The organism is Vibrio fortis (assembly GCF_000695685.1).
Taxonomy (GTDB): domain Bacteria; phylum Pseudomonadota; class Gammaproteobacteria; order Enterobacterales; family Vibrionaceae; genus Vibrio; species Vibrio fortis_A.
The window spans coordinates 274,598-297,333 of the sequence record NZ_JFFR01000002.1 but is presented as its reverse complement, the minus strand read 5'-3'; the positions used below and the strand labels follow the sequence as shown (position 1 = coordinate 297,333).

The 22,736-nt window shown below is 44.4% G+C and carries 23 protein-coding genes; 11 read left to right on the top strand and 12 right to left on the bottom strand.

Annotated features, from left to right (window positions below):
• Positions 1-137: 137 nt before the first annotated feature.
• The 8 genes from VFDL14_RS21230 to artP all read right to left on the bottom strand — a co-directional run bounded on the left by VFDL14_RS21230 (position 138) and on the right by artP (position 6,093).
• Positions 138-581 carry a hypothetical protein gene (locus VFDL14_RS21230; protein ID WP_032548978.1) on the bottom strand — a complete coding sequence of 148 codons (444 nt, stop codon included), beginning with the start codon at positions 579-581 and terminating at the stop codon, positions 138-140.
• A gap of 315 nt (positions 582-896) precedes the next feature.
• Positions 897-1,409: a GNAT family N-acetyltransferase gene (locus VFDL14_RS21235; RefSeq protein ID WP_032548977.1), complete on the bottom strand. Its 513-nt coding sequence runs from the start codon at positions 1,407-1,409 to the stop codon at positions 897-899.
• A gap of 10 nt (positions 1,410-1,419) precedes the next feature.
• Positions 1,420-1,953, bottom strand: a complete 534-nt coding sequence (locus VFDL14_RS21240) for a DUF6817 domain-containing protein (protein ID WP_032548975.1) — start codon at positions 1,951-1,953, stop codon at positions 1,420-1,422.
• 542 nt (positions 1,954-2,495) lie between these two features.
• A complete protein-coding gene (locus tag VFDL14_RS0122870; RefSeq protein WP_050487294.1) occupies positions 2,496-2,870 on the bottom strand; it encodes a DUF2513 domain-containing protein in 375 nt (124 codons plus the stop codon).
• Positions 2,871-3,175: 305 nt separating this feature from the next.
• The gene (gene artM / locus VFDL14_RS21250; protein WP_032548973.1) at positions 3,176-3,844 is read right to left on the bottom strand and encodes an arginine ABC transporter permease ArtM; all 669 of its coding nucleotides are present in this window, start codon (positions 3,842-3,844) and stop codon (positions 3,176-3,178) included.
• Complete coding sequence (artQ, locus tag VFDL14_RS21255; RefSeq protein WP_032548972.1) at positions 3,841-4,527, bottom strand: arginine ABC transporter permease ArtQ; 687 nt, start codon at positions 4,525-4,527, stop codon at positions 3,841-3,843. Before artQ ends, artM begins: the two co-directional genes overlap by 4 nt.
• Position 4,528: 1 nt before the next feature.
• Complete coding sequence (locus VFDL14_RS21260) at positions 4,529-5,260, bottom strand: lysine/arginine/ornithine ABC transporter substrate-binding protein (protein WP_032548971.1); 732 nt, start codon at positions 5,258-5,260, stop codon at positions 4,529-4,531.
• A gap of 104 nt (positions 5,261-5,364) precedes the next feature.
• Positions 5,365-6,093 carry an arginine ABC transporter ATP-binding protein ArtP gene (gene artP, locus VFDL14_RS21265; RefSeq protein ID WP_152549188.1) on the bottom strand — a complete coding sequence of 243 codons (729 nt, stop codon included), beginning with the start codon at positions 6,091-6,093 and terminating at the stop codon, positions 5,365-5,367.
• Positions 6,094-6,553: 460 nt separating this feature from the next.
• Here artP and VFDL14_RS21270 point away from each other — a divergent pair, with 460 nt between their 5' ends.
• Together VFDL14_RS21270 and VFDL14_RS21275 are read left to right on the top strand one after the other, a co-directional pair.
• Complete coding sequence (locus tag VFDL14_RS21270) at positions 6,554-8,359, top strand: ABC transporter ATP-binding protein/permease (RefSeq protein WP_032548969.1); 1,806 nt, start codon at positions 6,554-6,556, stop codon at positions 8,357-8,359.
• A 148-nt stretch (positions 8,360-8,507) separates the two neighbouring features.
• On the top strand, positions 8,508-8,972 hold the full coding sequence (locus VFDL14_RS21275; protein WP_032548968.1) for an acyl-CoA thioesterase: 465 nt from the start codon (positions 8,508-8,510) through the stop codon (positions 8,970-8,972).
• A gap of 64 nt (positions 8,973-9,036) precedes the next feature.
• Here the strand turns inward: VFDL14_RS21275 and VFDL14_RS21280 are convergent, their stop codons facing one another.
• The 4 genes from VFDL14_RS21280 to hisD all read right to left on the bottom strand — a co-directional run bounded on the left by VFDL14_RS21280 (position 9,037) and on the right by hisD (position 12,887).
• Positions 9,037-9,762, bottom strand: coding sequence for an alpha/beta fold hydrolase (locus VFDL14_RS21280; protein ID WP_032549698.1), 726 nt, complete (start codon positions 9,760-9,762; stop codon positions 9,037-9,039).
• A 2-nt stretch (positions 9,763-9,764) separates the two neighbouring features.
• Positions 9,765-10,769: a cupin domain-containing protein gene (locus VFDL14_RS21285; protein ID WP_032548967.1), complete on the bottom strand. Its 1,005-nt coding sequence runs from the start codon at positions 10,767-10,769 to the stop codon at positions 9,765-9,767.
• Between the two features lie 89 nt (positions 10,770-10,858).
• A complete protein-coding gene (locus tag VFDL14_RS21290) occupies positions 10,859-11,593 on the bottom strand; it encodes an SDR family NAD(P)-dependent oxidoreductase (RefSeq protein WP_032548964.1) in 735 nt (244 codons plus the stop codon).
• Position 11,594: 1 nt separating this feature from the next.
• A complete protein-coding gene (gene hisD / locus VFDL14_RS21295) occupies positions 11,595-12,887 on the bottom strand; it encodes a histidinol dehydrogenase (protein WP_032548962.1) in 1,293 nt (430 codons plus the stop codon).
• A gap of 317 nt (positions 12,888-13,204) precedes the next feature.
• Here hisD and VFDL14_RS21300 point away from each other — a divergent pair, with 317 nt between their 5' ends.
• The 9 genes from VFDL14_RS21300 to VFDL14_RS21340 all read left to right on the top strand — a co-directional run bounded on the left by VFDL14_RS21300 (position 13,205) and on the right by VFDL14_RS21340 (position 22,730).
• Positions 13,205-13,954 carry an HpcH/HpaI aldolase family protein gene (locus tag VFDL14_RS21300; protein ID WP_032548960.1) on the top strand — a complete coding sequence of 250 codons (750 nt, stop codon included), beginning with the start codon at positions 13,205-13,207 and terminating at the stop codon, positions 13,952-13,954.
• Positions 13,955-14,094: 140 nt separating this feature from the next.
• Positions 14,095-15,057 (top strand): LacI family DNA-binding transcriptional regulator, encoded by a 963-nt coding sequence (locus tag VFDL14_RS21305; protein WP_032548959.1) that lies wholly within the window; start codon positions 14,095-14,097, stop codon positions 15,055-15,057.
• Positions 15,058-15,356: 299 nt separating this feature from the next.
• Complete coding sequence (locus VFDL14_RS21310) at positions 15,357-16,352, top strand: TRAP transporter substrate-binding protein (RefSeq protein ID WP_032548958.1); 996 nt, start codon at positions 15,357-15,359, stop codon at positions 16,350-16,352.
• 119 nt (positions 16,353-16,471) lie between these two features.
• Positions 16,472-17,035 carry a TRAP transporter small permease gene (locus VFDL14_RS21315; protein ID WP_032548956.1) on the top strand — a complete coding sequence of 188 codons (564 nt, stop codon included), beginning with the start codon at positions 16,472-16,474 and terminating at the stop codon, positions 17,033-17,035.
• The gene (locus tag VFDL14_RS21320) at positions 17,032-18,312 is read left to right on the top strand and encodes a TRAP transporter large permease (protein ID WP_032548954.1); all 1,281 of its coding nucleotides are present in this window, start codon (positions 17,032-17,034) and stop codon (positions 18,310-18,312) included. Before VFDL14_RS21315 ends, VFDL14_RS21320 begins: the two co-directional genes overlap by 4 nt.
• 291 nt (positions 18,313-18,603) lie before the next feature.
• Entirely contained in the window at positions 18,604-19,689 is a 1,086-nt protein-coding gene (locus VFDL14_RS21325; protein ID WP_032548953.1) for an ABC transporter ATP-binding protein, read from the top strand.
• A gap of 63 nt (positions 19,690-19,752) precedes the next feature.
• Positions 19,753-21,036, top strand: coding sequence for an ABC transporter substrate-binding protein (locus VFDL14_RS21330; RefSeq protein WP_032548952.1), 1,284 nt, complete (start codon positions 19,753-19,755; stop codon positions 21,034-21,036).
• Positions 21,037-21,045: 9 nt separating this feature from the next.
• Complete coding sequence (locus VFDL14_RS21335; RefSeq protein ID WP_032548951.1) at positions 21,046-21,903, top strand: carbohydrate ABC transporter permease; 858 nt, start codon at positions 21,046-21,048, stop codon at positions 21,901-21,903.
• Positions 21,900-22,730, top strand: a complete 831-nt coding sequence (locus tag VFDL14_RS21340; protein ID WP_050487292.1) for a carbohydrate ABC transporter permease — start codon at positions 21,900-21,902, stop codon at positions 22,728-22,730. The genes VFDL14_RS21335 and VFDL14_RS21340 overlap by 4 nt, the downstream gene beginning before the upstream one ends.
• Positions 22,731-22,736: the final 6 nt, after the last annotated feature.

Sequence of the window (22,736 nt, the reverse complement as noted above, 5' to 3'; positions counted from 1 at the left end):
TAACATTTGGCTGATTAGTTGCTATTCCATCAAGGTCACCGAGCTGTGGCTCCACTCTCACTTAGAAATTCTCCTCGTTAAAATTCACTGCTGTTCGCTTTCTCGCCTAAAACGAGCGCCGACAATGGTGGTTACATCTATAAGCCTAAGAAACTTAAGATACCTTTCTTCTGCTTTTTGACCTTGGTGCCTACACTGTCGTAAAGAGTGGCATTCAGGGTATCTGCCATTTCAAAAAGCTGCTTTTTGTATTTTTCTACATCGCAGCGGCTAGATATCTGGCCATTGATTAAACGGAAACCAATCTCTACTCCGTCAACGCTCATTGAAAATTCTTTGTATTCTTCATTTTGTGCATTTACGACTGATTCGAACTCGCCTTTGGCATGGAGTTGATTGACAGATTCCTGCATCTTTAACATTTGCTCCAGCACCCCTTGGTGTGTGTCACCAAAATCCTCAATAGGGTCACAGGAAGGAGGAAAAGAGAGGTAATTCAAGCTATCAACGAGTTCAGCTACATCATATATACCTAAGCTCCCATCTTGTAATGATTGCTGATTATCTCTTTTGATTATCATCCATACCTCCTTGGATAGAATGCCTTTTTACTATCTGGATCGATTTTGCATGCAGAAACACCTGTTGCATACAAGGTGAACTTTATCACTATTATTTATGAAATATCAGCAATTTATAAATACAAAGGCAAGTTCAAATCACAAAATGAAGTTTCTACACTTTTAGATTCACCACGCGAGGTCACCAAGCATAAAAAAGCCTGCAATCCATCTCTGAATTGCAGGCTTCGAAGTTAAGTCTAGTGGTGCTGACTGGATTACCTTTGTGTCGTAGTTGTAATACGCCACTCAAAACCAAATACCAAGGGTCTTGAATCAGTTTTCCACCATAGAGGCAGCTCGTGTTAAGCGATAGCGTCTAACCATCCCTTCCGTTTCGTCAGTGTAACTGCCAAGATATTCGCCACCACACTTCTCAATGACTTTTTGAGAGGCTGGATTATTAACCGAGCACGTGACTATAGCCGACTCCGTGATGGCGTTGTCTCGAACCCACGCCAATAGAAACGGAGCCACTCCTTTTCCTCGAGCTGTAGGCCTTGTTTCGTAGCCAATATGCCCAATTACGTTTTCTACATAATCATTGGTACCTTGTCTGACTCGAATCGCACCCAAGATTTGACTATCTGATACACAGTAATACGTCTTACTAAGTAGATATCCTTCTGGCAATCCAGTAGTGTCTTTTTCACGCTTGATGATGTCTGAAAGGTGTCCTTCTGGATCCTTTTCTACACCTTGGTATCTGGGAATTCCCGATTCAGAGCACTCCTTGGCATAACTTTCCATCAATGGCGCTAAACCAATACTCGCTTCTACTACTTCCATGTAATTATCCTTATGCAAAACTCGACAAAGATGACTTATATGCTTTTCTAGCTTCAACGCTTAAGTAACTATCCATACCCTGGAACAATTCCAACAACTCAGCACCGTATTTCGATTTAAAATCATCACTGCCATATACAAGCTCGAGCTCATTGGCGACGGTCAGTTCACAAAATAGCCTCGCTGTCTTAGGTTCAAGTTGAAAGGTAGTTTCCGTAAATCTGTCTTTAAATTGGACATTTGACACTTTGCCAAATTGTGGAAAAACATAATCTCTATCGCAAGAGCAGTATAAATAAACCAAAGCCTCTTCATCGATACCGATAACACGAGCTATCTCTTGGCGTTGGTTTAACGAGACCATATTTTCATCGAAACCCGCGGTGCCGTAAGCGGCATGAAATAAACCAGCGGTTTGAAGTAGTTCACTACTGCCCCAACTTCTCAGGATTTCTTCAGTTCCTTTCAAATGTGCTTCTAATGATCCGTTGAGATGCTGAAAATCTCCCGCTCCCAACATCTGAAGCATTTTGAATTTATCCATAAGCCTAAAACCTCCTCTGATGTGACACAGACACTTGGTTATTATGACTCAAACTGCTACATCGAAGTCACTTCGCCTGAACAATATTAGATATATCGAGAAAAATTAAACTCAAACCTAATTTATTAGAAACCTACCGTAGACTTTGTTACTCCACTAAAAACGAGTCCCAAAAATAATACGGCAACAAAAAACAAGTGCATATTTTTAACGACCGCAAAAAGGCTCATATTTTTTGACACAAAACCGCGATATAAATAGTCTGCATTCGTGTTAATTTGTCTATTTTTCCTAAGCCGAATCAAACTCGGTGGATATTGAGGGTTCTGGTACCCCCAAAGGCAAATAAACGCGATACATAAGAACGTGAGCCATCGAGGTGAGTCACCAAGGAAACATCCAACAGCTAATGCGAATATCCATGGAGCCATCGTGTAGTTCAAATAGTTGACCCAAAGCTCATATTGCTCATGTAATTCCCTAACAAATTTGGACATATCATCTTAACCTTCAAAGATTTCTTTTATTATGATTGATAGAAATTATTGGCTGCCTTGGACAACCTCTCTACACATACCAATTAATACGCCTTTAAGTACATCAAATGGAAGACCACCTACTTGTGAAATTATCTTCTCCTTTGCTTTTTCCCAAATTGTTTCATTCCTAACCGCATCCGCAAATTCGTGCCCCTCCCAAGTCAATGAAAATGGGATTACTTTAACGACTCGACTTGGCGTAGAATTTGAACAAATGGTTTCGCATCTCACTAAACCAGCCTCAAATAAAAGATGATAATGCTCTTCAAGCTGTAGATTCGAATAACCTTCAAAAGGTGCTTTTATTATCGGATGATCATCTTCTTTTTCTTCTATGAACAAGACTAATTTTCGAATTAAATCCATATCTCGTTTCACGTATTTTCCCTACGATATAGTTATGCTAACTGACGAACCTTGGGGCAAGTCCCATAAACTGAATTACCTGTTTCATATGGATAACACAATACCATCATACCTCGATTATTTTCAGTAACTTAAATTACCCATCTTTTGACTTGGTCACAAAATGTGGATTATTTTGGTAAGGAAACGCTCTAAGAGATAGCCAGTTGAATGATATATCGTCACCAGTATTTATAGAGAAACACAGGTACAAAAAAGCCCGTAATCCTTCTCAGGATCGCGGGCTTAAGAATTGGTATCTATTGTAGTGAGCCGTGTTAAGCAGCTTCGAACGCGAGGGCTTTCTTCTCTACTTGGCGGAAAATTAGCGTTAGTAGTCCGTTTACTGCTAGGTAGAATGCGCCTGCGATGCCGAACACAGTTAGTGTGTCGTAAGTTTGGCCGTTGATACGCTGTGCGTAGCCCATTAAGTCCATGATGGTAATGGTGCTCGCGAGTGACGTGCCTTTGAATACCAAAATCACTTCGTTTGAGTAAGCTGGAACCGCGCGGCGCAGTGCATAAGGAAGTAGCACTTTAAGCGTTGCCACTTTGTCCATACCTAGCGCTCTACAAGCTTCCCATTGCCCTGCTGGAATCGCGTTGAATGCGCCCTTAAATAGCAGTGTGCTGTACGCCGCAGTGTTCAGAGCGAGAGCCAACATTGCACAGAACCATGGCTGACTTAGCCAAGTCCACATAAAGCTTTCACGAATCCAATCAAATTGACCCGGGCCGTAATACACCAAGAAAATTTGAACTAAAAGAGGCGTACCAGTAAATAAGGTGATGATGCCACGAGTTAGCCAATGGATAGCTGGCAGCCTTAACACCAAAGTAACGGTCATCAATAGCGACAAGATACAGCCAACAAGCAGTGACGCGCCCGTCAGTTGAATACTGGTCACTAGGCCTTCAAGCATTTGAGAGAAGTACTGTTCATTCATGCCATCGCTCCTTTCGCGCCTAAACCTTGGATTGAGTATTTCGCGTCAATCACTTTTACTGCTCTTTGCGTCACCAAGGTGATCACTAAGTAAATCGCTGCTGCGGTTGCGTACCATGTAAATGCTTCGTGTGTTGCCGCTGAAGTTAGCTGTGCTTGTTTTAATAAATCGGTCACACCAATTAACGATACCAATGCCGTATCTTTAAGAAGAACCAGCCACTGGTTGGTTAAACCTGGAAGTGCGTGTCTTACCGCTTGCGGAAGAACAATCTTGAAGAAAGCGTGCGATTGAGGAATACCCAGTGCGCTTGCTGCTTCTCTTTGTCCTTTGCTAACGGCTTTTAATGCACCACGCAAAGTCTGTGAAGCGTACGATGCAAAAATAAGTGACAGTGCAACAACACCAGATAAAAACGGGCTCACCTCAACGAAATCGCCAGTGATCATAAACAGCACTTGAGTCGAGCCAAAGTAGATAAACAACACCACTAAGATCTCTGGTAAACCACGAACCATGGTTACAAACGCTGTGGTTGGCCATTTAATTGCGATACGTCGAGACATCTCTCCACTTGCAAACAGTACTGCTAAAACTAATCCGACTAATAGGCTGACAAATGCAAGCTGAATGGTCATCCAGCTTGCTTCGACGAGCCCTAGAGAGTAACCCGTTAATTCCATATTACTTACCGAAGTACTTGTTGAAGATTTCGTCGTATTCGCCGTTCGCTTTCACTGCTGCTAGCGCTACGTTTAGTTGGTCAACTAGCTCTTGGTTACTCTTGTTTACTGCGATACCAAAGCCATTACCGAAGTACTCTTGGTTCGTTACTTGATCACCAACGTACGTTAGGTTGTCTTGCTTTTTAAACCATTCAGCCACAACCGCTGTGTCACCAAATACTGAATCGATACGACCGTTTTTCATGTCGATGAATGCATCTTGGTAGCTTGAGTAAGGTACTGCAGTTACGCCCGTCATCTGCTCTAGCAGGTAACTTTGGTGTGTTGAACCGTTTTGAACACCGACACGCTTGCCTTCAAGTGCTGCTTGGTCAGCAACTTTACCTTCAATTGAAATGAATGCTGCAGAGTTGTCGTAGTATGCGTTAGAGAAGTTCACTTGCTTTAGACGAGCTTCAGTAATATCCATTGCAGAGATCGCCGCGTCGTAACGTTTGAATTTAAGAGCAGGGATTAGGCTATCAAATGCTTGATTGTGGAATGTACATTTCGCTTGCATCTCTTCACAAAGCGCATTGGCCAGATCAACGTCGAAACCTTGGATTTGGTTATTTTCATCCATGAACTCGAATGGTGCGTAAGTCGCTTCCATTGCGAATTTGATCTCTTGTTGTGCTGCTGCGTTGAAAGAAGCAAGGCCGATAAGTGAAGCTAGTAGAATCTTTTTCATGTTGTTACTCCGAATACTGTGTAATAGCGGCCTGTGGCCATTCTTATAATTGGATTGTTTTAATCTATGTTGTGTTTTAGCTAAATCTGGCTTTTGGGGTAGATTTAGTGAGTAAGATATTCAGCAAACTCAGGTGTCTGAGGATTGATAAACGCATCGCTCGTACCGTGCTCTACGATGTACCCTTTTTCTAGGTAGAGAACATGGCTAGCAATCTTTTTCGCAAAGTCGACTTCATGCGTGACTACTACTTGAGTGATGCCAGTTCCGCTTAACTCTTTAATAATGCTGACAACTTGGTTGGTGATTTCAGGGTCGAGCGCTGCAGTTGGTTCATCAAACAGCAGTACGTCTGGCTTCATCATCAAGGCACGTGCAATCGCGACACGTTGTTGTTGACCACCTGAAAGTTTTAACGGCCATGCGTCGGCTTTGTCAGCTAGTTGCAGTGTTTCTAATACTTTCTTCGCTTGAGCAATCGCCTCTTGCTTGTCCATTCCTGCAACTTTGACTGGCGCTTCAATCAGGTTTTCAATCACCGTCATGTGTGGCCAAAGGTTGTATTGTTGGAAAACCATTCCAACTTTACGTCGAAGTTGCAGACCCTGTTTCTCTGGGATTGAGCTTGAAAAATCAAACGACTCACTAGCGATCTCTAGTTGGCCATCGTCCGCAATTTCCAACAGGTTTAATACACGAAGCAACGAGCTTTTACCTGCGCCACTTGGGCCAAGTAAAACCAGTGTTTCACCGCTTTCGCAATTGAACGAAATATCGTGAAGAACTTGGATGTCGCCGTACGATTTGTTGATGCTCTTTACTTGAATACTCATGCCAAAATACTGCATTAATTGTCATTTGTTGGTTATTCTATTCATTTGGACTTTTTATGCAAGAAAAATGTATAAAAATTTACTTTGTTGAATTTTTGTAACAAAAGATGCGCAAAATGTAGGCTATTTATCTGGTCGTATAAGTTTCGAATCTATCTCATTGAATTAAAAGTAAGGTGCTCAAATTAGCAAACGTTTGTACGCGGTTTTATAAAACAAGGCTTTGATAATGACGTTCACTTTGCGTTAAGAAAAATAGAGATATTCGATGAATAAGTATTGGGGAATCAACTCGAAAAGAGTTATGAGTAACCACTTAATCATGTGTGAGATGGTTTAAAATAAACGCGGTGAGTCATATAGTTAGACAAGTAGTAATCCCCAAGATCAGCTTGTATCGCACATTACAACCAGCAATAACGTGCTCTAATGGGTTATCAATCAATACTAAGGTAGTCTAATGTCCGACTCTGCTTCTACGCTTGAAGAGCAAACCAAACCGCCACCGGAACAAACAAAAAAGAGCCTAAAGATCTTGCTTGAGCTCTTCCAGTTCATTAAGCCATACCGAGTTAAAGTGGCTATTGCACTGATAGCTCTGGTTTTTACCGCAAGTCTCACGCTCACGGTCGGCCATGGTGTACGTATTCTTATCGACCAAGGTTTTACCCAACGCTCAACCGATGAGCTGGGGAACGCGATTCAATTTATGTTGGTGATCATTGGTTTGATCTCCGTCGGGACCTTCTTCCGTTTCTATCTGGTGTCATCGGTTGGTGAGCGTGTCAGTGCCGATATACGTTTAGCGGTGTTCAAGCATGTGGTCTCGCTGCACCCGAGCTATTTTGAAACCAACGGCAGTGGTGACATTATGTCACGTATCACTACTGACACTACCCTGCTACAGAGCATTATTGGCTCATCGTTTTCAATGGCGATGCGCAGCGCGTTGATGTGTATTGGCGCCGTGATCATGCTGTTCGCGACTAATATCAAACTCACCCTAATCGTATTGGCCTCTGTTCCCTTTGTTCTGGTACCTATTCTGGTTTATGGACGACGCGTAAGAGCTCTTTCACGCCAGAGCCAAGATTCAATGGCCGACGTCGGCTCTTATGCTGGTGAAGCAATTGAGCACATCAAGACCGTTCAAAGCTATAGTCACGAGCAACAAGAGATCGCTTCATTTGGTAAGGAAGTAGAGAAAGCGTACGAAATTGGTCGTCAACGCGTGAAACAGCGTGCGATTTTGATCTCTGGCGTGATTCTGATTGTATTCAGTGCTATCTCAGGAATGCTGTGGGTTGGTGGTAGTGATGTGATTAATGGCACTATGTCGGCAGGTGATTTGGGCGCATTTGTATTTTACGCAATCATGGTCGCCTCATCGCTTGGAACCATCTCTGAAGTAATGGGGGAACTTCAACGTGCAGCGGGTGCAACTGAAAGGCTGATTGAGATTTTACATGTTGAGAGTCATATTGTTGCGCCAGTTAGTCATCCTCAAACTACCGAGGGGTTAGCGGCAGAAGTGGCGTTCAATGATGTCACCTTTAGCTACCCTTCTCGCCCAGATGATCCAGCTACGACGGCTCTCACGATGACAGCCGAAGAAGGAAAAGTATTGGCGCTCGTTGGACCTTCCGGTGCCGGTAAAACAACCTTGTTCGAACTGCTACAACGATTCTATGACCCACAAGTTGGCAGCGTTACACTTGGCGGCGTTCCGCTTCATAAGTTCGACCCTAACGATCTACGCTCTCAAATGGCGTTAGTACCACAACAACCCGCGTTATTTAGCCACGATGTATTCCACAATATTCGCTACGGGAATCCAAATGCGACCGATGAAGAAGTTATTGCAGCCGCAAAGAAAGCCCATGCTCACGACTTTATTATGTCGCTACCTGAAGGCTACAACAGCTTTTTAGGTGAGCGCGGTGTCCGCTTATCTGGAGGACAACGCCAACGTATCGCGATAGCTCGTGCGATCCTAAAGGATCCGAATATTTTATTATTAGACGAGGCCACCAGCGCACTTGATAGTGAAAGTGAGCACCATGTTCAGCAAGCTCTTGAAGAACTTATGAAAGGCCGAACTACACTTATCATCGCCCACCGACTTTCTACCATCAAACACGCTGATCAAATTGCCGTGCTTGACCAAGGTAAGCTAGTAGATCTGGGCAATCACGACTCGCTCATGCAGAGCTGCGAACTTTATCAGAGACTGGTGGAGTTGCAGTTTAAACACGTCCGCGGATAGCTCAGGGGTTGATGAGTATTTGCTCATCGGTCACAAGTCACAGCTCGCCATTTTCAATGTTGCAGCAATGTTAAAATGGCGATAGTGTTTTTATTCCAATAACTCATGATTTCTCAAAGATCATTCTAACCACAATAAGAGAGTCTGCATGGAAGCACTATTATCTGAATACCCTGTAATCACTGAAATCCCCGTGGCTTGGGGAGAGATGGACGCACTCAATCACGTGAACAACGCGGTCTACTTTCGCTATTTTGAAACCGCTCGCTTAGACTTTTTCAAGCACGTTGAACTGATGGAAGAGATGGCTGTAACCAAAGTTGGTCCAGTACTCGGTGATACTTACTGTAAGTATTTCCGCCCAGTCACCTACCCTGACACATTATTAGTCGGTTCAAAAGTGACAGAAGTTCAAGACGACCGTTTCACAATGGAATACGCTATCGTCAGTAAGGCGCAGCAGAAAGTCACCACCATAGGCACAGCCACTATCGTGATGTTTGACTTTGCATCCAATCAAAAAGCACTACTCTCTGTCCGACTGCTCAATGAAATTCAGAACATGAGCACACTTAAGAGCCCATGCTTTAAGCAAGAAACAGTCGCTGAGTAACTAGATATATTTAAAGAATTAACAAAGGCCACTCGATTGAGTGGCCTTTGGTTTTATGTGGAGTTCAGTTAGCTAACAAGGCTTTATGGACATCAAGCCAATGATTGATGTGCGCAGCAACTTGCTCAGGCTGCTCCATTGTTGATAGGTGTCCACAGTTAGGAATCACGTGCAGAGACACACTCTCGATATGTTTTGCCATCAGTAAATGATTATCAATAGGACACAACAGGTCATCTTTGCCGGTAATCACCAATGTCGGTATTTTGATGTCCCCTAGCAATGGTCTTGAATCTGGTCGTGTTGCTAAGGCGTGAGCATGTGCTTCAAATCGATTAATACCGACATTAATCGCCATTTGAGAGATTTGCTCTGTAAGCTGCTGGTTGTGCAATTGGCTTGGATGAATCAGCACAGGCATCAATACATCAGGAGTGATTGATTCAAACTCACCAGCTTTTGCTTTGTCGACTAACGCATAACGCTTTTCCGACACCTCTGGCTTTTCGTCAGCGGAGTTAGTATCCATAAGGATTAACCCTTTCACCCTTGTTGGCGCTTGACGTAATACTTCAAATGCCAAGATACCACCCATTGATAAGCCGCCAAGCATAAAGGTGTCTGGGGCATCCTCTAACACTTTACTCGCTAAAGCTTGCATGGATGTTTCTGCCGCTAAGTCACTTGTAAAAGGAGCCACCCAATCGGGCAGCTCTCTATTGACCTCTCTAAACAAGGCTTCATCACATAACAAACCAGGCAACCATAGTAGTGGTACTTCTGGTTTCATCATTAACTATCCTGCAATGTTTGCGGTTGGTCAGAACCAAGAACCACATAGGTGAAACTAGTGCCGCGAAGGTTTTCAAGGCTATAAGATGCCCCAACTGGCACACTGAATACATCACCCGTCGTCAGCACTAACTGAGCTTGTTCACCATCTTGAACTAAGTTGAGTAACGTATCCCCTTCAAAGTTAATCAGCACCTGTTTTTCATCACGCTGATGAACCGGAATACTCGCACCTTCCGTCAACTCATACGCCATGATACTCACGTCATCGACACTCTTCACTTGGAAGTCGTACTCTGCCTCTGGATGACCAGTCAGTGCGTATTGTTTAACGTTAGGGTTAGAAAAATCACCCGTGATCTCACGATAATCTTTCTTCAACGCAACAAAAGGCATCATCTGTTCTGCTGTATAGCTATCGAATTGAGACAACTCCTGCTCTGTGAGCAGTGGCATCAGTTCAGATTCATTTGGCGCAGCGTCGCCATCAATGGTATCTACCAGCGTACCGTCTGCTTTTAGGTATAAACCGTAACCTTGGCTGTCTTTAATTACCTTAGGATGCCAAACCACACCACCGCCAGAGTTATCGCCACCTAGCACAGAGTACATAAAGCCATAGTCTCGGCCTACAACTTCGAATCCTCGGAATAGATTAGTAGGAATAGAGATAACATCACCATGTGACAGTACCGCTTCATGCTCTCCCTCATTCCCCCAATAGAAGCGAAACTGGCCTTTAAATACCACAAACAGTTCTGCAGTGTGATGTGAGTGAAGGGAGTTTTTGATGCCCGGTGGTTGGCCTGCTGCACCAATATTGAAACCCGCTGTTTCGCGAATATGCACATGTTGGCGGCTGCTTTCAGCAACACCTGCGCCAATAATGCAGAAGTTATCTTTCAAGTCACTGCCAGGCGTTCGTGCATCGATGAATGCGCTCGTGCCGGGAATCAGTTCCATGTAGCGTACTAAGCTATTATTTATTTTATTTTGTAGGGTCATTATTCGTTCCTTTCCCAACTGTTCGCGCGAGTTCAAAGCCAATTTAGAGCTAGCGGTTCAACACTCAGCCATCAGTCAGATTTTTAAGTTTAATTACTTAAAGGCCTACCACCATCCACTGCGATAGTATTGCCCGTTGAGAATGTCAGCAGCTCAGCAGCCGCGAATACCGCATTTGCAACTTCTTCATCGTTAGCGAGTCGCTTAAGCGGTGTCGATTGTTCCTGTGCGTCACGCCACTCATCATCGAGCCCCTTAACGAACTCGGTATCAACAAGCCCTGGAGCGACCGCAAGAACTCGGATATCTGGAGATAAGGCTCTTGCTAACGATCGGGTCATGTTCTCAACCGCCGATTTACTCGCGCAGTAAGCCACATTGCTTCCCATCGCGGTTTGCGCGGCTATCGAGGTGATGTTGACGACACAACCATTCGCGTTCCTAAGTGCAGGTTCAAACGCTCTAACCATCGCAAAAGGAGCACGAACATTGACTCGGAAGATCTTGTCTATCAGTTCATCATTTAATGAGTTCAAATCACTGTGTGGGACGAATTTCGTCATACCCGCACAGTTGACTAGCAGATCTAATGATTGTGAGGTTTCTTGGACTTGATCTGCTAGCGCACTGATCGCTGCACTGTCTTCAACATTGAGTTGATACATGGCATGACCGGTGCCTTCGAGACTATCCAAAACCTGCTCCGCCGCGCTCTGATTACTATTGAAAGTAAACACGATTCGATAGCCAGACTTGGCCAGTTTGTGACATATGGCGGCACCAATACCGCCACTGCCGCCTGTAACTAAGGCGAGTTTTGTCATGTTACGCCTCTACTGATTTTTCTTTATAGCGGCGCACACGAATGTCTGCTTGCTCTTTATGTCCAGCGAAGCCTTCCAGCGCACATAGGCGAGAACAGTATTCACCCACTTTCAAAGAAGCCGCTTCTGTTACTCGTTGGTAAGTACAAGTCTTGATGAACTTCCCTACCCACAAACCACCGGTGTAACGTGCCGCTTTGTTTGTAGGAAGTGTATGGTTTGTGCCGATACATTTGTCGCCGTAAGAAACGTTTGTCTCACGACCTAAGAACAGCGCACCATAGTTAGTCATGTTGTCTAGGAAGTACTTAGGATCTTTGGTCATGACTTGAACGTGTTCCGAAGCGATATCATCTGCGACTTCAACCATCTCTTCATAGCTGTCACACACAATCACCTGCCCGTAGTTTTCCCACGCTTTGCCTGCTACTTCAGCCGTTGGCAGGATAGTTAACTGACGTTCAATCTCTTTTACGGTTTCTTCAGCGAACGCTTCGCTATTGGTTAACAGTACTGCCGGAGAGTTATAACCGTGCTCAGCTTGACCCAGCAGATCCGCAGCGGCCAATTCAGGGTCACAACCTTCTTCATCTGCAATCACCAACGTTTCTGTTGGACCTGCAAACAAGTCGATACCAACACGACCAAACAGTTGGCGTTTTGCTTCAGCTACGAATGCGTTACCCGGACCAACTATCATATCGACAGGTGCAATCGATTCAGTACCCAATGCCATTGCACCTACCGCTTGAACACCACCAAAACAGTAGATCTCATCCGCACCAGCCATCGCCATCGCAGCAACAATCGCTACGTTGGGTTGACCATTAAAAGGAGGAGCGCATGCAATCACACGTTTTACGCCAGCCACTTTTGCCGTTAGAACACTCATGTGTGCAGAAGCCACCAATGGGTATTTACCACCAGGGATGTAACAACCCACACTGTTCACGGGTACGTTTTTATGTCCTAGCACAACACCCGGCATCGTCTCTACTTCCACATCGTGCATCGAGTCACGTTGGATCTGTGCAAAGTTACGTACTTGCGTTTGAGCAAACTCAATATCGTGCTTAGTAGACTCATCCAGAGCATCGACACACGCCTGAATTTGTTCTTCTGTTAAACGAAACTGCTCCGGAGACCAGTTATCAAATTTTTCTGAAAGCTCACGAACTGCACTGTCACCTTTCTTTTCAATATCAGAAAGAATGTTTTCAACGGTTTGACGTACTTGCGCGTTGTTTGATGCTGATGCTTCTTCAGTGATTCCGTGTTTTAGAATGCGAGCCATGCGTAGTTCTCCTTGTCGCTATGCCTAGTGTTTGCTTATTGGTCAATTAATGCAGAATTATTAGTTTTTGTATGATTTTGGATACGAATGCAAAACAAACATAAACATTTTATTAACACTTGGCAAATCGTATTTCAAACGGTACAAAGATAATTTAACCCATTGTTTTAAATGGTCAAAACCTCAACCAGCAAAGGTAAATCGAAATATTGAGAACAAAAAACAATCAATTTATGTTGCACTCGTCACATTGTTTTTACTCTTTTTTTACAACAACACGTGTTAAGTTTTGCATACCTTTGCAATGGAGATAATTCATGGACAACTTCAAACAGACTCTCAACGGCACGCAGCTACTTGGCACATTCGTTAAAACCCCACATCCGCACATCATCGAAGTTTTGGCACTGGCCGATCTTCCGTTTATTGTCTTGGATGCAGAGCACGCTCCTTTTGATAGAACAACGCTTGATAGCTGTATATTGGCGGCTAGAGCCAATCAACTACCCTGTATTGTTCGTGTTCAGGACAGCCAAGCTTCTACGATACTTAACGCGTTAGATTGCGGCGCAACAGGCATTCAAATCCCACATGTATGTACAGCGGAGCAAGCCCAAAAACTGGTGAAAGTTTCTCATTATGGTGAAGGCGGCCGAGGTTATGCGGGTTCGAGTCGCGCTGCCCAATATGCGACCAAAGCGATGGCGAATCATTTAAGTGACAGCAAAAACAACACCGTTGTGATTGTGCAAATTGAGGATCCTGAAGGTGTGATTAACGCGGAGTCGATTGCTGCTGTTGAAGGCGTCGATGCCCTCTTCATTGGTCAGGTTGATTTGGCGGTGTCTTATGGTGCGGCAAGCGTGAACGAAGAGTGTGTACGTGAAGCAAGCATTAAGATAGTCAAAGCCGCTCATCAAGCTAACAAACCCGTAGGTATGTTTGTCGCCAATGCTCAAGCGGCTCGTGAGTGGAGCGAGTTGGGCGTGAACTTCTTCTGCGTAGGATCTGAGCACAAAATGATCATTGACGGCTTTCGAAATGAGCAAGCCGTCATGAAATCATAAATTTTCTTTGTTATTTCAAAAGTTACACGTATTGTAATTATCAAACGACGCTCATTTCGTCTTGCCTTACGCTTAGAAAGGTTGCGAATTAAGGAGAATTCACCATAAAAGCCAAAGTTACCTCTATTGATGTCGCCAAAATGCTTGGCGTTTCTCAATCAACCGTTTCTCGTGCATTTAGCCCGACTGCGAGTATCAGTGAAAAGAAACGAAAAATGGTTATGGACGCCGCAGCTAAGCTTGGATACACACCAAATGCTATCGCGAGAAGCTTGATATCCAACCGTTCAGGTTTAGTCGCTATTGCTTTGGATAGTGAGTCAAACCCAATGTACGATTTACAATCGCGTGCTCTTGCAATGGAAATTCAAAAGCGTGGCGGACAAGTTGTTTTATGTCCTATTGATAAAGATGACCTGGATCTCGCGATTTCAAGGGCGATCGAATATCAAGTGGATGGATTAATCATTGCCACAAGTCGTCTTACTTCTCGCGCCTTTGCTCAATGTGAAAAGTTTGGTGTTCACTTGAGCCTCATCAACCGCTATACAGAAGGTATCAATGCCAACAGTGCTGGTCTCGATAACCAAAGAGCCGGTACACAAGCCGCGGAATATCTACTTGAAAAAGGCTACAAGCAGCTAGCTTATGTAAGTGGTGACGCTGGTTCAATGACCAGTGACAAGCGTTGGCTTGGTTTTTCCGAAACAGCGAAAGCGCACGAAGCAGCATCCCCTATCTTCATCAATGCAAAATACAGTTTTGAAGCCGGCTTAGAGGCAGCAAAAGCGCTACTTGAACACACATCCAAACCTGATGCTGTTTTCTGTGCAAATGACATCTTAGCTATGGGTGTAATTGATGGCTTGAGACAGCTTGGATGTAATATCCCACAAGACTTCGCCATTATGGGCGTCGATGATATCCCAATGGCGTCGTGGCCAAGTTATGATCTCACAACGATTGCTCAGCCTGTCGACAAAATCGTTCAAAGCGCCGTTGAGGATCTTATGCAACGTATCAACGACAATGTTGATGCGAAAGGCGAATACCTACTCGAATCAGGCACCATCATTGAGCGTGGCAGTACTCAAATCAATTGAGGAGCGATTTCAAGATATTGACATCACCGAGGCTATACCCGCCCAACATTCAGCAAGTAAATCTAGACTAGAAGCCCTAATTTAACGTTAGGGCTTCTTTCTGTGATCTCGTCTAAAAATTCACCGATTACTATTCACTTCGTTATCAATCCGGCCGATTTGTTATTGACTTGTTAGTCATGTGTTTATATTTTGGATTCGTATGCAAAATTAGGATATGAAGTGCGGATAAATAACCCACTGACCAACATGACTCAAATGAATGCACATAAAAGTCATGTGACGAACAAGGAAGAACAATGAAACGCGCAATCTTTACCTCAATGACTGCCCTCGGCTTAACGCTTGCAAGCATGAATACGTTTGCAAATAATGTAATTCGTCTTGCTCACGACAGCCAAGAAACATCACCAGTACATAAAGCGATGCTGCACTTCGAAAAAGAACTTGAAGCTCGCTCAAACGGTGAACTGGAAGTCGAAATTTACCCAGCTCGCCAACTGGGTGACGTAAGAGAAACGACTGAGTTGGTTCAACAAGGCAACTTACAAATGACGTTTGGAGCGTCAGTACTTCTTTCACCCTATGTGCCTGAGTTTAATGTCCTTGATGTGTTCTATCTCTTTGAAGATGAAGCTCAAGCACACAAAGCTCTCGATAGTGAGAAGATCGGTAAACCTCTACTCAACTCTATGGAATCAAAAGGTTTTCACGGTCTTGGCTTTATGGAAGTTGGCTTTCGCAGCATCACCAACAACAAACAACCTATCGAGAGCATTGAAGATCTCAATAGCCTAAAGATTCGTTCGGCTTCAAATCCAACACAAATCAGTGCTTGGAAATCAGTCGGCACGGCACCAACGCCACTCTCTTGGGGTGAGATATTTACTTCGCTACAACAAGGTCTCATCAACTCACAAGAGAGTGCAGTCTACTCAATCTACGCGGAACGCTTCTATGAAGCACAAGAGTACCTTTCTCTAACGAACCATATCTACACAAACTATGTTCTGTTCATGAACAAAGAGTTCTGGGACTCATTACCAAGCGACCAGCAGGCTCTTATTAACGAAGTAAGCCAAGAGACGATTGTTAAACAACGCCAGTTAGCGGCTACACAAAACCAAGAAGTCATCAAAGAGCTTGAAGCGAAAGGTATGACGGTTAACGTGGTTCCAACCGATGTTCGCTCGCAAATGAAAGAGAAGATGAATGCTGCTGTTTATCAAGAACTACGCAGCAAAACGGGCGAAGACCTATTTGACAGCGTGATTGCGGAAATAGAACAACTCTAAATCCCGATCATAATGTTCAAACGCTCGTCTACCTCAGGCTTTAGCTATCTTGCTTAAAGCCTGAGGCACTTTTTATTCATTGGCTTCGACGCCCTTTTCAGTTCTCTTTGGAGTTAAGTATGAAATGGTTTCGCCTGTTCGACCGATACTTCGAACCAACACTCATCGTATTCTCAATTACTTTAATGACTGCCCTGCTTTGTTTACAGATAACGCTACGCTTGTTTGACGCTTCAATTCCTTGGGCGGAAGAGCTCGCTCGTTACCTGTTCGTTTGGGCGATGTACTTAAGCATTAGTTACTGTATACGTGATGATAGACACATCCGTATCCGTCTTTTTATCGATAAGTTACCGGGTAACCTAGCGCACTACAGTTTAATCCTATCAGACCTCATCTATTTGGCGTTTAGCTGCACGGTGGCATGGTTTGGGTTTACGGTGATTGGACGCAGCCTAAAGCTAGGGCAAATCGCGCCAGCTATGGAGATCCCGATTGCGTGCCTATACGCCTCAGTACTTGTATGCGCCATCTTAAGTGCGATTCGATTGGTTGTAAGCATCAATAAACGCATTTCAATTATCGCTTACTCACCTAAATCAGAACGTTTCACCCAGCGTCGCTATCGTCATTTGAAAGCGAAGCATCGTACTTCTAATCGCCTATTGGAGCTAAGCCTATGACGTCTGCTCTTCTGTTTGGTAGTTTCGGTCTGTTATTGCTTATCGGGGTTCCTGTTGGTATCGCTCTTGCGGGTGCGAGTATGCTCGCAATATTGAGCCTACCTTTCCTAAACATCGAATTCTTGGTTCAAGGCTTAGTTACTGGCCTTGATTCCTTCCCACTGTTGGCTGTTGTCCTATTTACACTTGCTGGTAACTTAATGAGCCAAGGCGGAATATCGAAGCGTCTTTTGCATGTTGCTGAAGTGTTCTTCGGTCACTTTACTGGTGGATTAGGTATCGTTGCAATTGTTGCTTGTATGTTCTTCGCTTCAATCTCAGGTACTGGCTCAGCAACGGTGGCCGCTATTGGTTTAACCATGATTCCATCCATGGTTAAAAAAGGTTACGACCGGAGCTTTGCTGGCGCACTTATCGCCTCTTCTGGCGGTATCGGAGTGATTATTCCACCATCGGTTGTGATGATCGTTTATGCAATTACCGCTGAAGTTTCCGTCACCAAGATGTTCATGGCTGGTATTGTTCCCGGTTTAGTCGTCGGTTTGGTGCTGATTGGCTACTGCCTTATCGTCTCCAAGATTCGTGGTTACAAAGGTAACGAGAAAAAGGCCTCTTGGTCTGAACGTATCACCGCATTAAGAGAAGCGATTTGGGCAATGTTGCTACCCGTCATCATTCTGGGTGGCATCTACTCAGGGATATTTACCCCAACAGAGTCAGCAGCCATTGGCGTTTTGTACGGTCTGTTCTTTGGCATGTTTGTCTACAAAGAGCTTGATTACAAAAAGGTCGTGAAGATCATTCTTGAATCTTCGTTGCTTGTAGGCGCGGTACTTGTGATTGTCGGCGCATCGGTCACCTTTGGGCGCATTCTGACACTTGAGCGCCTTCCAACTGAAATCGCCCAGTTTATTCTGTCTATCACAGAGAATAAGTTGCTGATTTTGCTATGTATCACCGCATTGCTTCTAATCGTTGGTACATTCATGGAGACCTTAGCTGCAATCGTTATTTTAACTCCAATATTGTTGCCTATTGTTACCGCACTAGGAATGGACCCAATTCACTTCGGTATCGTTATGATTGTTAACTTAGCCATTGGCTTTGTGACACCACCACTTGGCGCGAATCTCTTCATGGCCAGTCAAGTCGGTAATGTGCCGATAGAGTCTTTATCGAGAGCCATACTTGGTTGGATTGGTGCCATGTTGGTTGCGTTAATGATCATCACTTTTGTCCCTGCGATATCACTGACACTACCCAATTTATTGGGCTAGCATTGCCCTTAACATCTTCTTTCCAATAAAGTGAGCCAGTCGGCTCACTTTTTCGTTGCACCGCACTTGTGCATACCTATCCAAAATACACTCAAGCCCTTATTCGCTCAAGCTTTGTACAATGTCAACCGGTTATTATCTAAACAACATTATAAAATGGTCTGAATATGACTCCTCACACACTATTGATATGAAGATGTATAAATTGTTAATTATATGTTGCTGTTTAATTCTCTTTTGCCAAAATGGATTCGTATGCAAAATTAAATTCAAACACGCATGGAGCAAATCATGGCATCAGTTTCACTCAAGAACATTAAGAAATACTGGGACAACTTCACCGCCATTAATGACTTGTCGTTAGAAATTAAAGACAAAGAATTTCTGGTTTTGTTGGGCCCATCAGGTTGTGGCAAAACAACGACCATGCGAATGATCGCTGGGCTCGACACTCCAAGTGAAGGAGAAGTCTACATCGATGGTGAGTACGTTAATGATACGCACCCTAGAGATCGCGACATCGCGATGGTTTTCCAAAGCTACGGCCTTTACCCTCAAAAAACCGTTTATGGCAACATTGCCTTCCCTCTTGAGATGCAACGAGTTCCAAAAGAAGAGCTGCACGATCGCGTAATGCGTGCAGCCAAGCGTGTTGAATTAGAACACCTTCTAGACCGCAAGCCTGCCACACTTTCTGGTGGTCAGCGTCAACGTGTGGCACTAGCGCGCGCGATTGTTCGTGAACCACGCATGTTCCTAATGGATGAGCCTCTATCCAACTTAGATGCGAAGCTGCGTGTTTCAATGCGTGCACTTCTTAAAAATCTACATCACGAATTCCAACGCACGACCGTGTACGTAACACACGATCAGATCGAAGCGATGACATTAGCTGACCGAGTCGCTGTCCTTTACCAAGGCAAAATCCAACAACTCGATACGCCTAAAGAGATCTACAACAATCCAGCAAGTCTATTTGTTGCAAGCTTCATCGGTTCACCGGGTATGAACTTCATCAAAGGTAAGTTAGAAGGCGGCGTTTTCTCTGGTGTGAGTTGTTCAGTACCGGGCTTCAACAGTGAAGACAATGATGCTGTAACCCTCGGTGTACGCCCTGAAGACGTGGCTTTATGTCCAGTCGAAGAAAGCCATCTATACGGTGACGTTTATTCGGTCGAGATGACCGGTGAATGTACTTTGATCACAGTTCAAGTTGACGAGCATTACGTTATCTGTCGAACAGACAAGCATTGCACTGTGGGAATGGGTGATCGTGTCGGCTTTAAGTTCAACCTTGAGCACACCTACCTCTTTGACACGGAATCAGAGCAACGTATCTATCGCGACGAAACGACCGATTGCATCCAAGCCGCTTAATCTCATTGAGACCATCCTGACGATGGTTACGACCAACAAATTACGTAGTAAAGGAATACCAAAATGAAAAGAACATTATCGCTACTTGCTATCTGTACCGGCGCTATTTTATCTGCACCAAGCTATGCTGCTTGTGACTTAGGCGACTTAGAAGCGAAAGGAAAAATTTCACTGCTTTCAAACAGCTACCCAGTACTGAAGCATTTTTCCGATAAGATGAAAGAGTGTGAAACGTCATCACTCGAGATCAAAAACAAATTGGTTGGTGGAAGCGCTGTTCAAGAGCAAGCTCGCATCGTACTTTCCAGCCGTCGTGGTAACTCTCCTTATGATGTTATTCAAGTATCCGCTCAGAGCTACCATGAGTTCTTACTGAAAGAGCAAATTCAACCGATCACTGACCTTGTTGAGAAATACTGGGACGAATACGACTTAGCTGATATCCCACCGAGCATTTGGGACCTTGCAACGCACGATGGCGAAATCTACGCACTGCCAATTCAACTGAACATGCAAGAATTTTTCTACCGCCAAGACTTATTCGACAAACATAACTTAGAGGTTCCGCAAACCTATCAAGACGTAGTGACCACAGGCGAGGCTCTCCAAGAGGCTGGTATTCAATATCCACTTTCACAAGCTATGGGTAAAGGTTGGAACCTAGCAACTGAGTTCACCAACATCTACTTGTCTCTAGGTGGTCAATACTTCGATAAAGATGGTAAGCCTCTGTTTGATGGTGAAAAAGGCATTGAAGCAGCCAATATTCTGAAGTCGTTACTGCCACTTATGTCTCCTAACGCGCTATCTCTCTCGAACGACTTAGTCATGGTTAACTTCCAACAAGACAAAGCTGCAATGGGTAACGTATGGGCGACGCGCGCTGCAGAAATGGATAACGACCAAGTCTCTAAAGTTGTCGGCAAGGTGAACTATTCAATGGCACCAACGGCGAACAAGACCACTTCTATCCCATCAACAAGTATATTCTGGGATGGGTACGTATTCCCTCATCGCTTGAATGCTGACCGTGAATTGGTATTTAAGGTCATGATGGAGTCTATGAGCAAAGAGAACATGAAAGAAGGCGCGGATTTGGCTTTCTTAGCTCGTCAATCTGCAAACCAAGTAGAGGGTGAGCAATATCGTTACTTGGGTGCGCTTGCAGAAATGATTGAGAAAGGTGCGAAGCCATTCCCGACTGAAGGCTATTACGGTTTAGCGCATACCGAGATTGGTAACAAGTTACCAGATGCACTTCGCGGCAAGACAAGCATTGAAGTTGCACTGAATGAAGCCGCTGAGGGCTATTACAAAGAAGCAAGAGCACAAGGTTACATTGACTAAGGAGCAGTCATGAATTTACGTAATTTCTTAAGTTTCTCCGGCCCGTCAATCGCATCAATGTCGCTACTTATGGCCGCGCCATTGGTGATGACTCTCTACTTATCGTTGAACCGATTCAACTTTAAAGGTGAGTTACGCTACGTCGGCTTAGAGAACTACTTAGACATCCTGCAAGATGAGGCGTTTTGGTCAGCCTTTGAGTTCACGTTTATCTACACCGTGTGTGTCGTGGTGAGTGTTTTGGTGCTCGGCTTCATTGTCGCACTAGCACTCAATAAACTGAGTCAGAAGATACGTGGCATTTTCATGGCCGCAACTCTCCTGCCCTTCGTAGTGACGCCTGTTGTTGGTACTTTGATTTTCTCATGGCTGTTTCAAGACTTTGGCTACATCACTTACCTTCTCAACTTAGTTGGTATCCAAGTCTATTGGTTCAGTGATGTGTTTGAGTCACGTGCACTCATCATCTTTTATGGGATTTGGCAGGTAACGCCATTTGCAGCCATCGTGTTCTTTGCGGGCTTGCAAGCTATTCCACAGGACACGTTGGAGTCGTCAGTGCTCGACGGCGCACATCAATGGGATCAAATTAAGCACGTTGTTATTCCAGCGTTGCAGCCGCTGACTCTGTTTATTTCGATGATCTGTATCATGGATGCCTATCGCCTCTTTGACTCAGTCGCAGTAATGACAGGCGGGCTCAACGCTACAGAAACACTGATGTACTACAACTATCGCGTTGGTATTGTTCAAGATGCTGTCGCGAAAGGAAGTGCGGTCTCAGTACTGACGATGCTTGGTATTTTCGTACTTTTGATCCCTTTCTTATACCTGACTTATAAAGAGCAAAAAGGAATTCGCGCATGAACCCAAGTAACCTAAATATTCAACGAATGATGGTATATGGAATCATGGGCTTGTGGGTCCTATTTTGTGCCTTCCCATTTTTCTGGACCATCATGACGTCCATTAAAAACCCGGTAGATGCGTTCTCTAATCCGCCAGTGTGGGTATTTGAACCAACCGCAACCAACTACGCCAACCTATGGCTTGAGTTTGGATTCAGTGAGTTCTTGATTAACTCCGTAATTGTAACGCTAGGCGTGGTGGTTATCTCGCTAACCATTGGCTGTTTCGCAGGTTACGCATTAGCACGCTACCCTGGAAAACTAGGTTTCTGGTTACTGATGTTGGCACTCGTTTTCCGTTCATTGCCTCACACTGTGTTCTTAATCCCTTACTACGAGTTCACTCGTATGGTGGGGCTATATGACACACACATCGTGTTAATTCTGGTTCTGGTTGCGATAAACCAACCTTTCACCATCTGGATGATGCGCTCGTTCTTCATGAACATACCTAAAGAACTTGAAGAGTCAGCAATGATGGACGGTTGTAATCAATTCCAAGCGTTTGCTAAAGCCATCGTCCCTGTGATGTGGCCGGGCATCATTACCACTGGCCTGTTCACTTTCTTACTTGCTTATAACGAGTTCTTAATTCCACTCACGTTGACTGCAACCAATGCCGCTACGATGCCAGTCGCAATCTCGCAGTTTGGTGCAGATGACATTAAATACTGGTCGATGACGGCTGCAGGTGCAGTTTCAATCACACTGCCTATCGTCGCGTTGATCATTTTCTTCCAGAAGAAGATCGTATCTGGCCTCGTTGCCGGCGCTGTTAAAGGATAAAAGGAG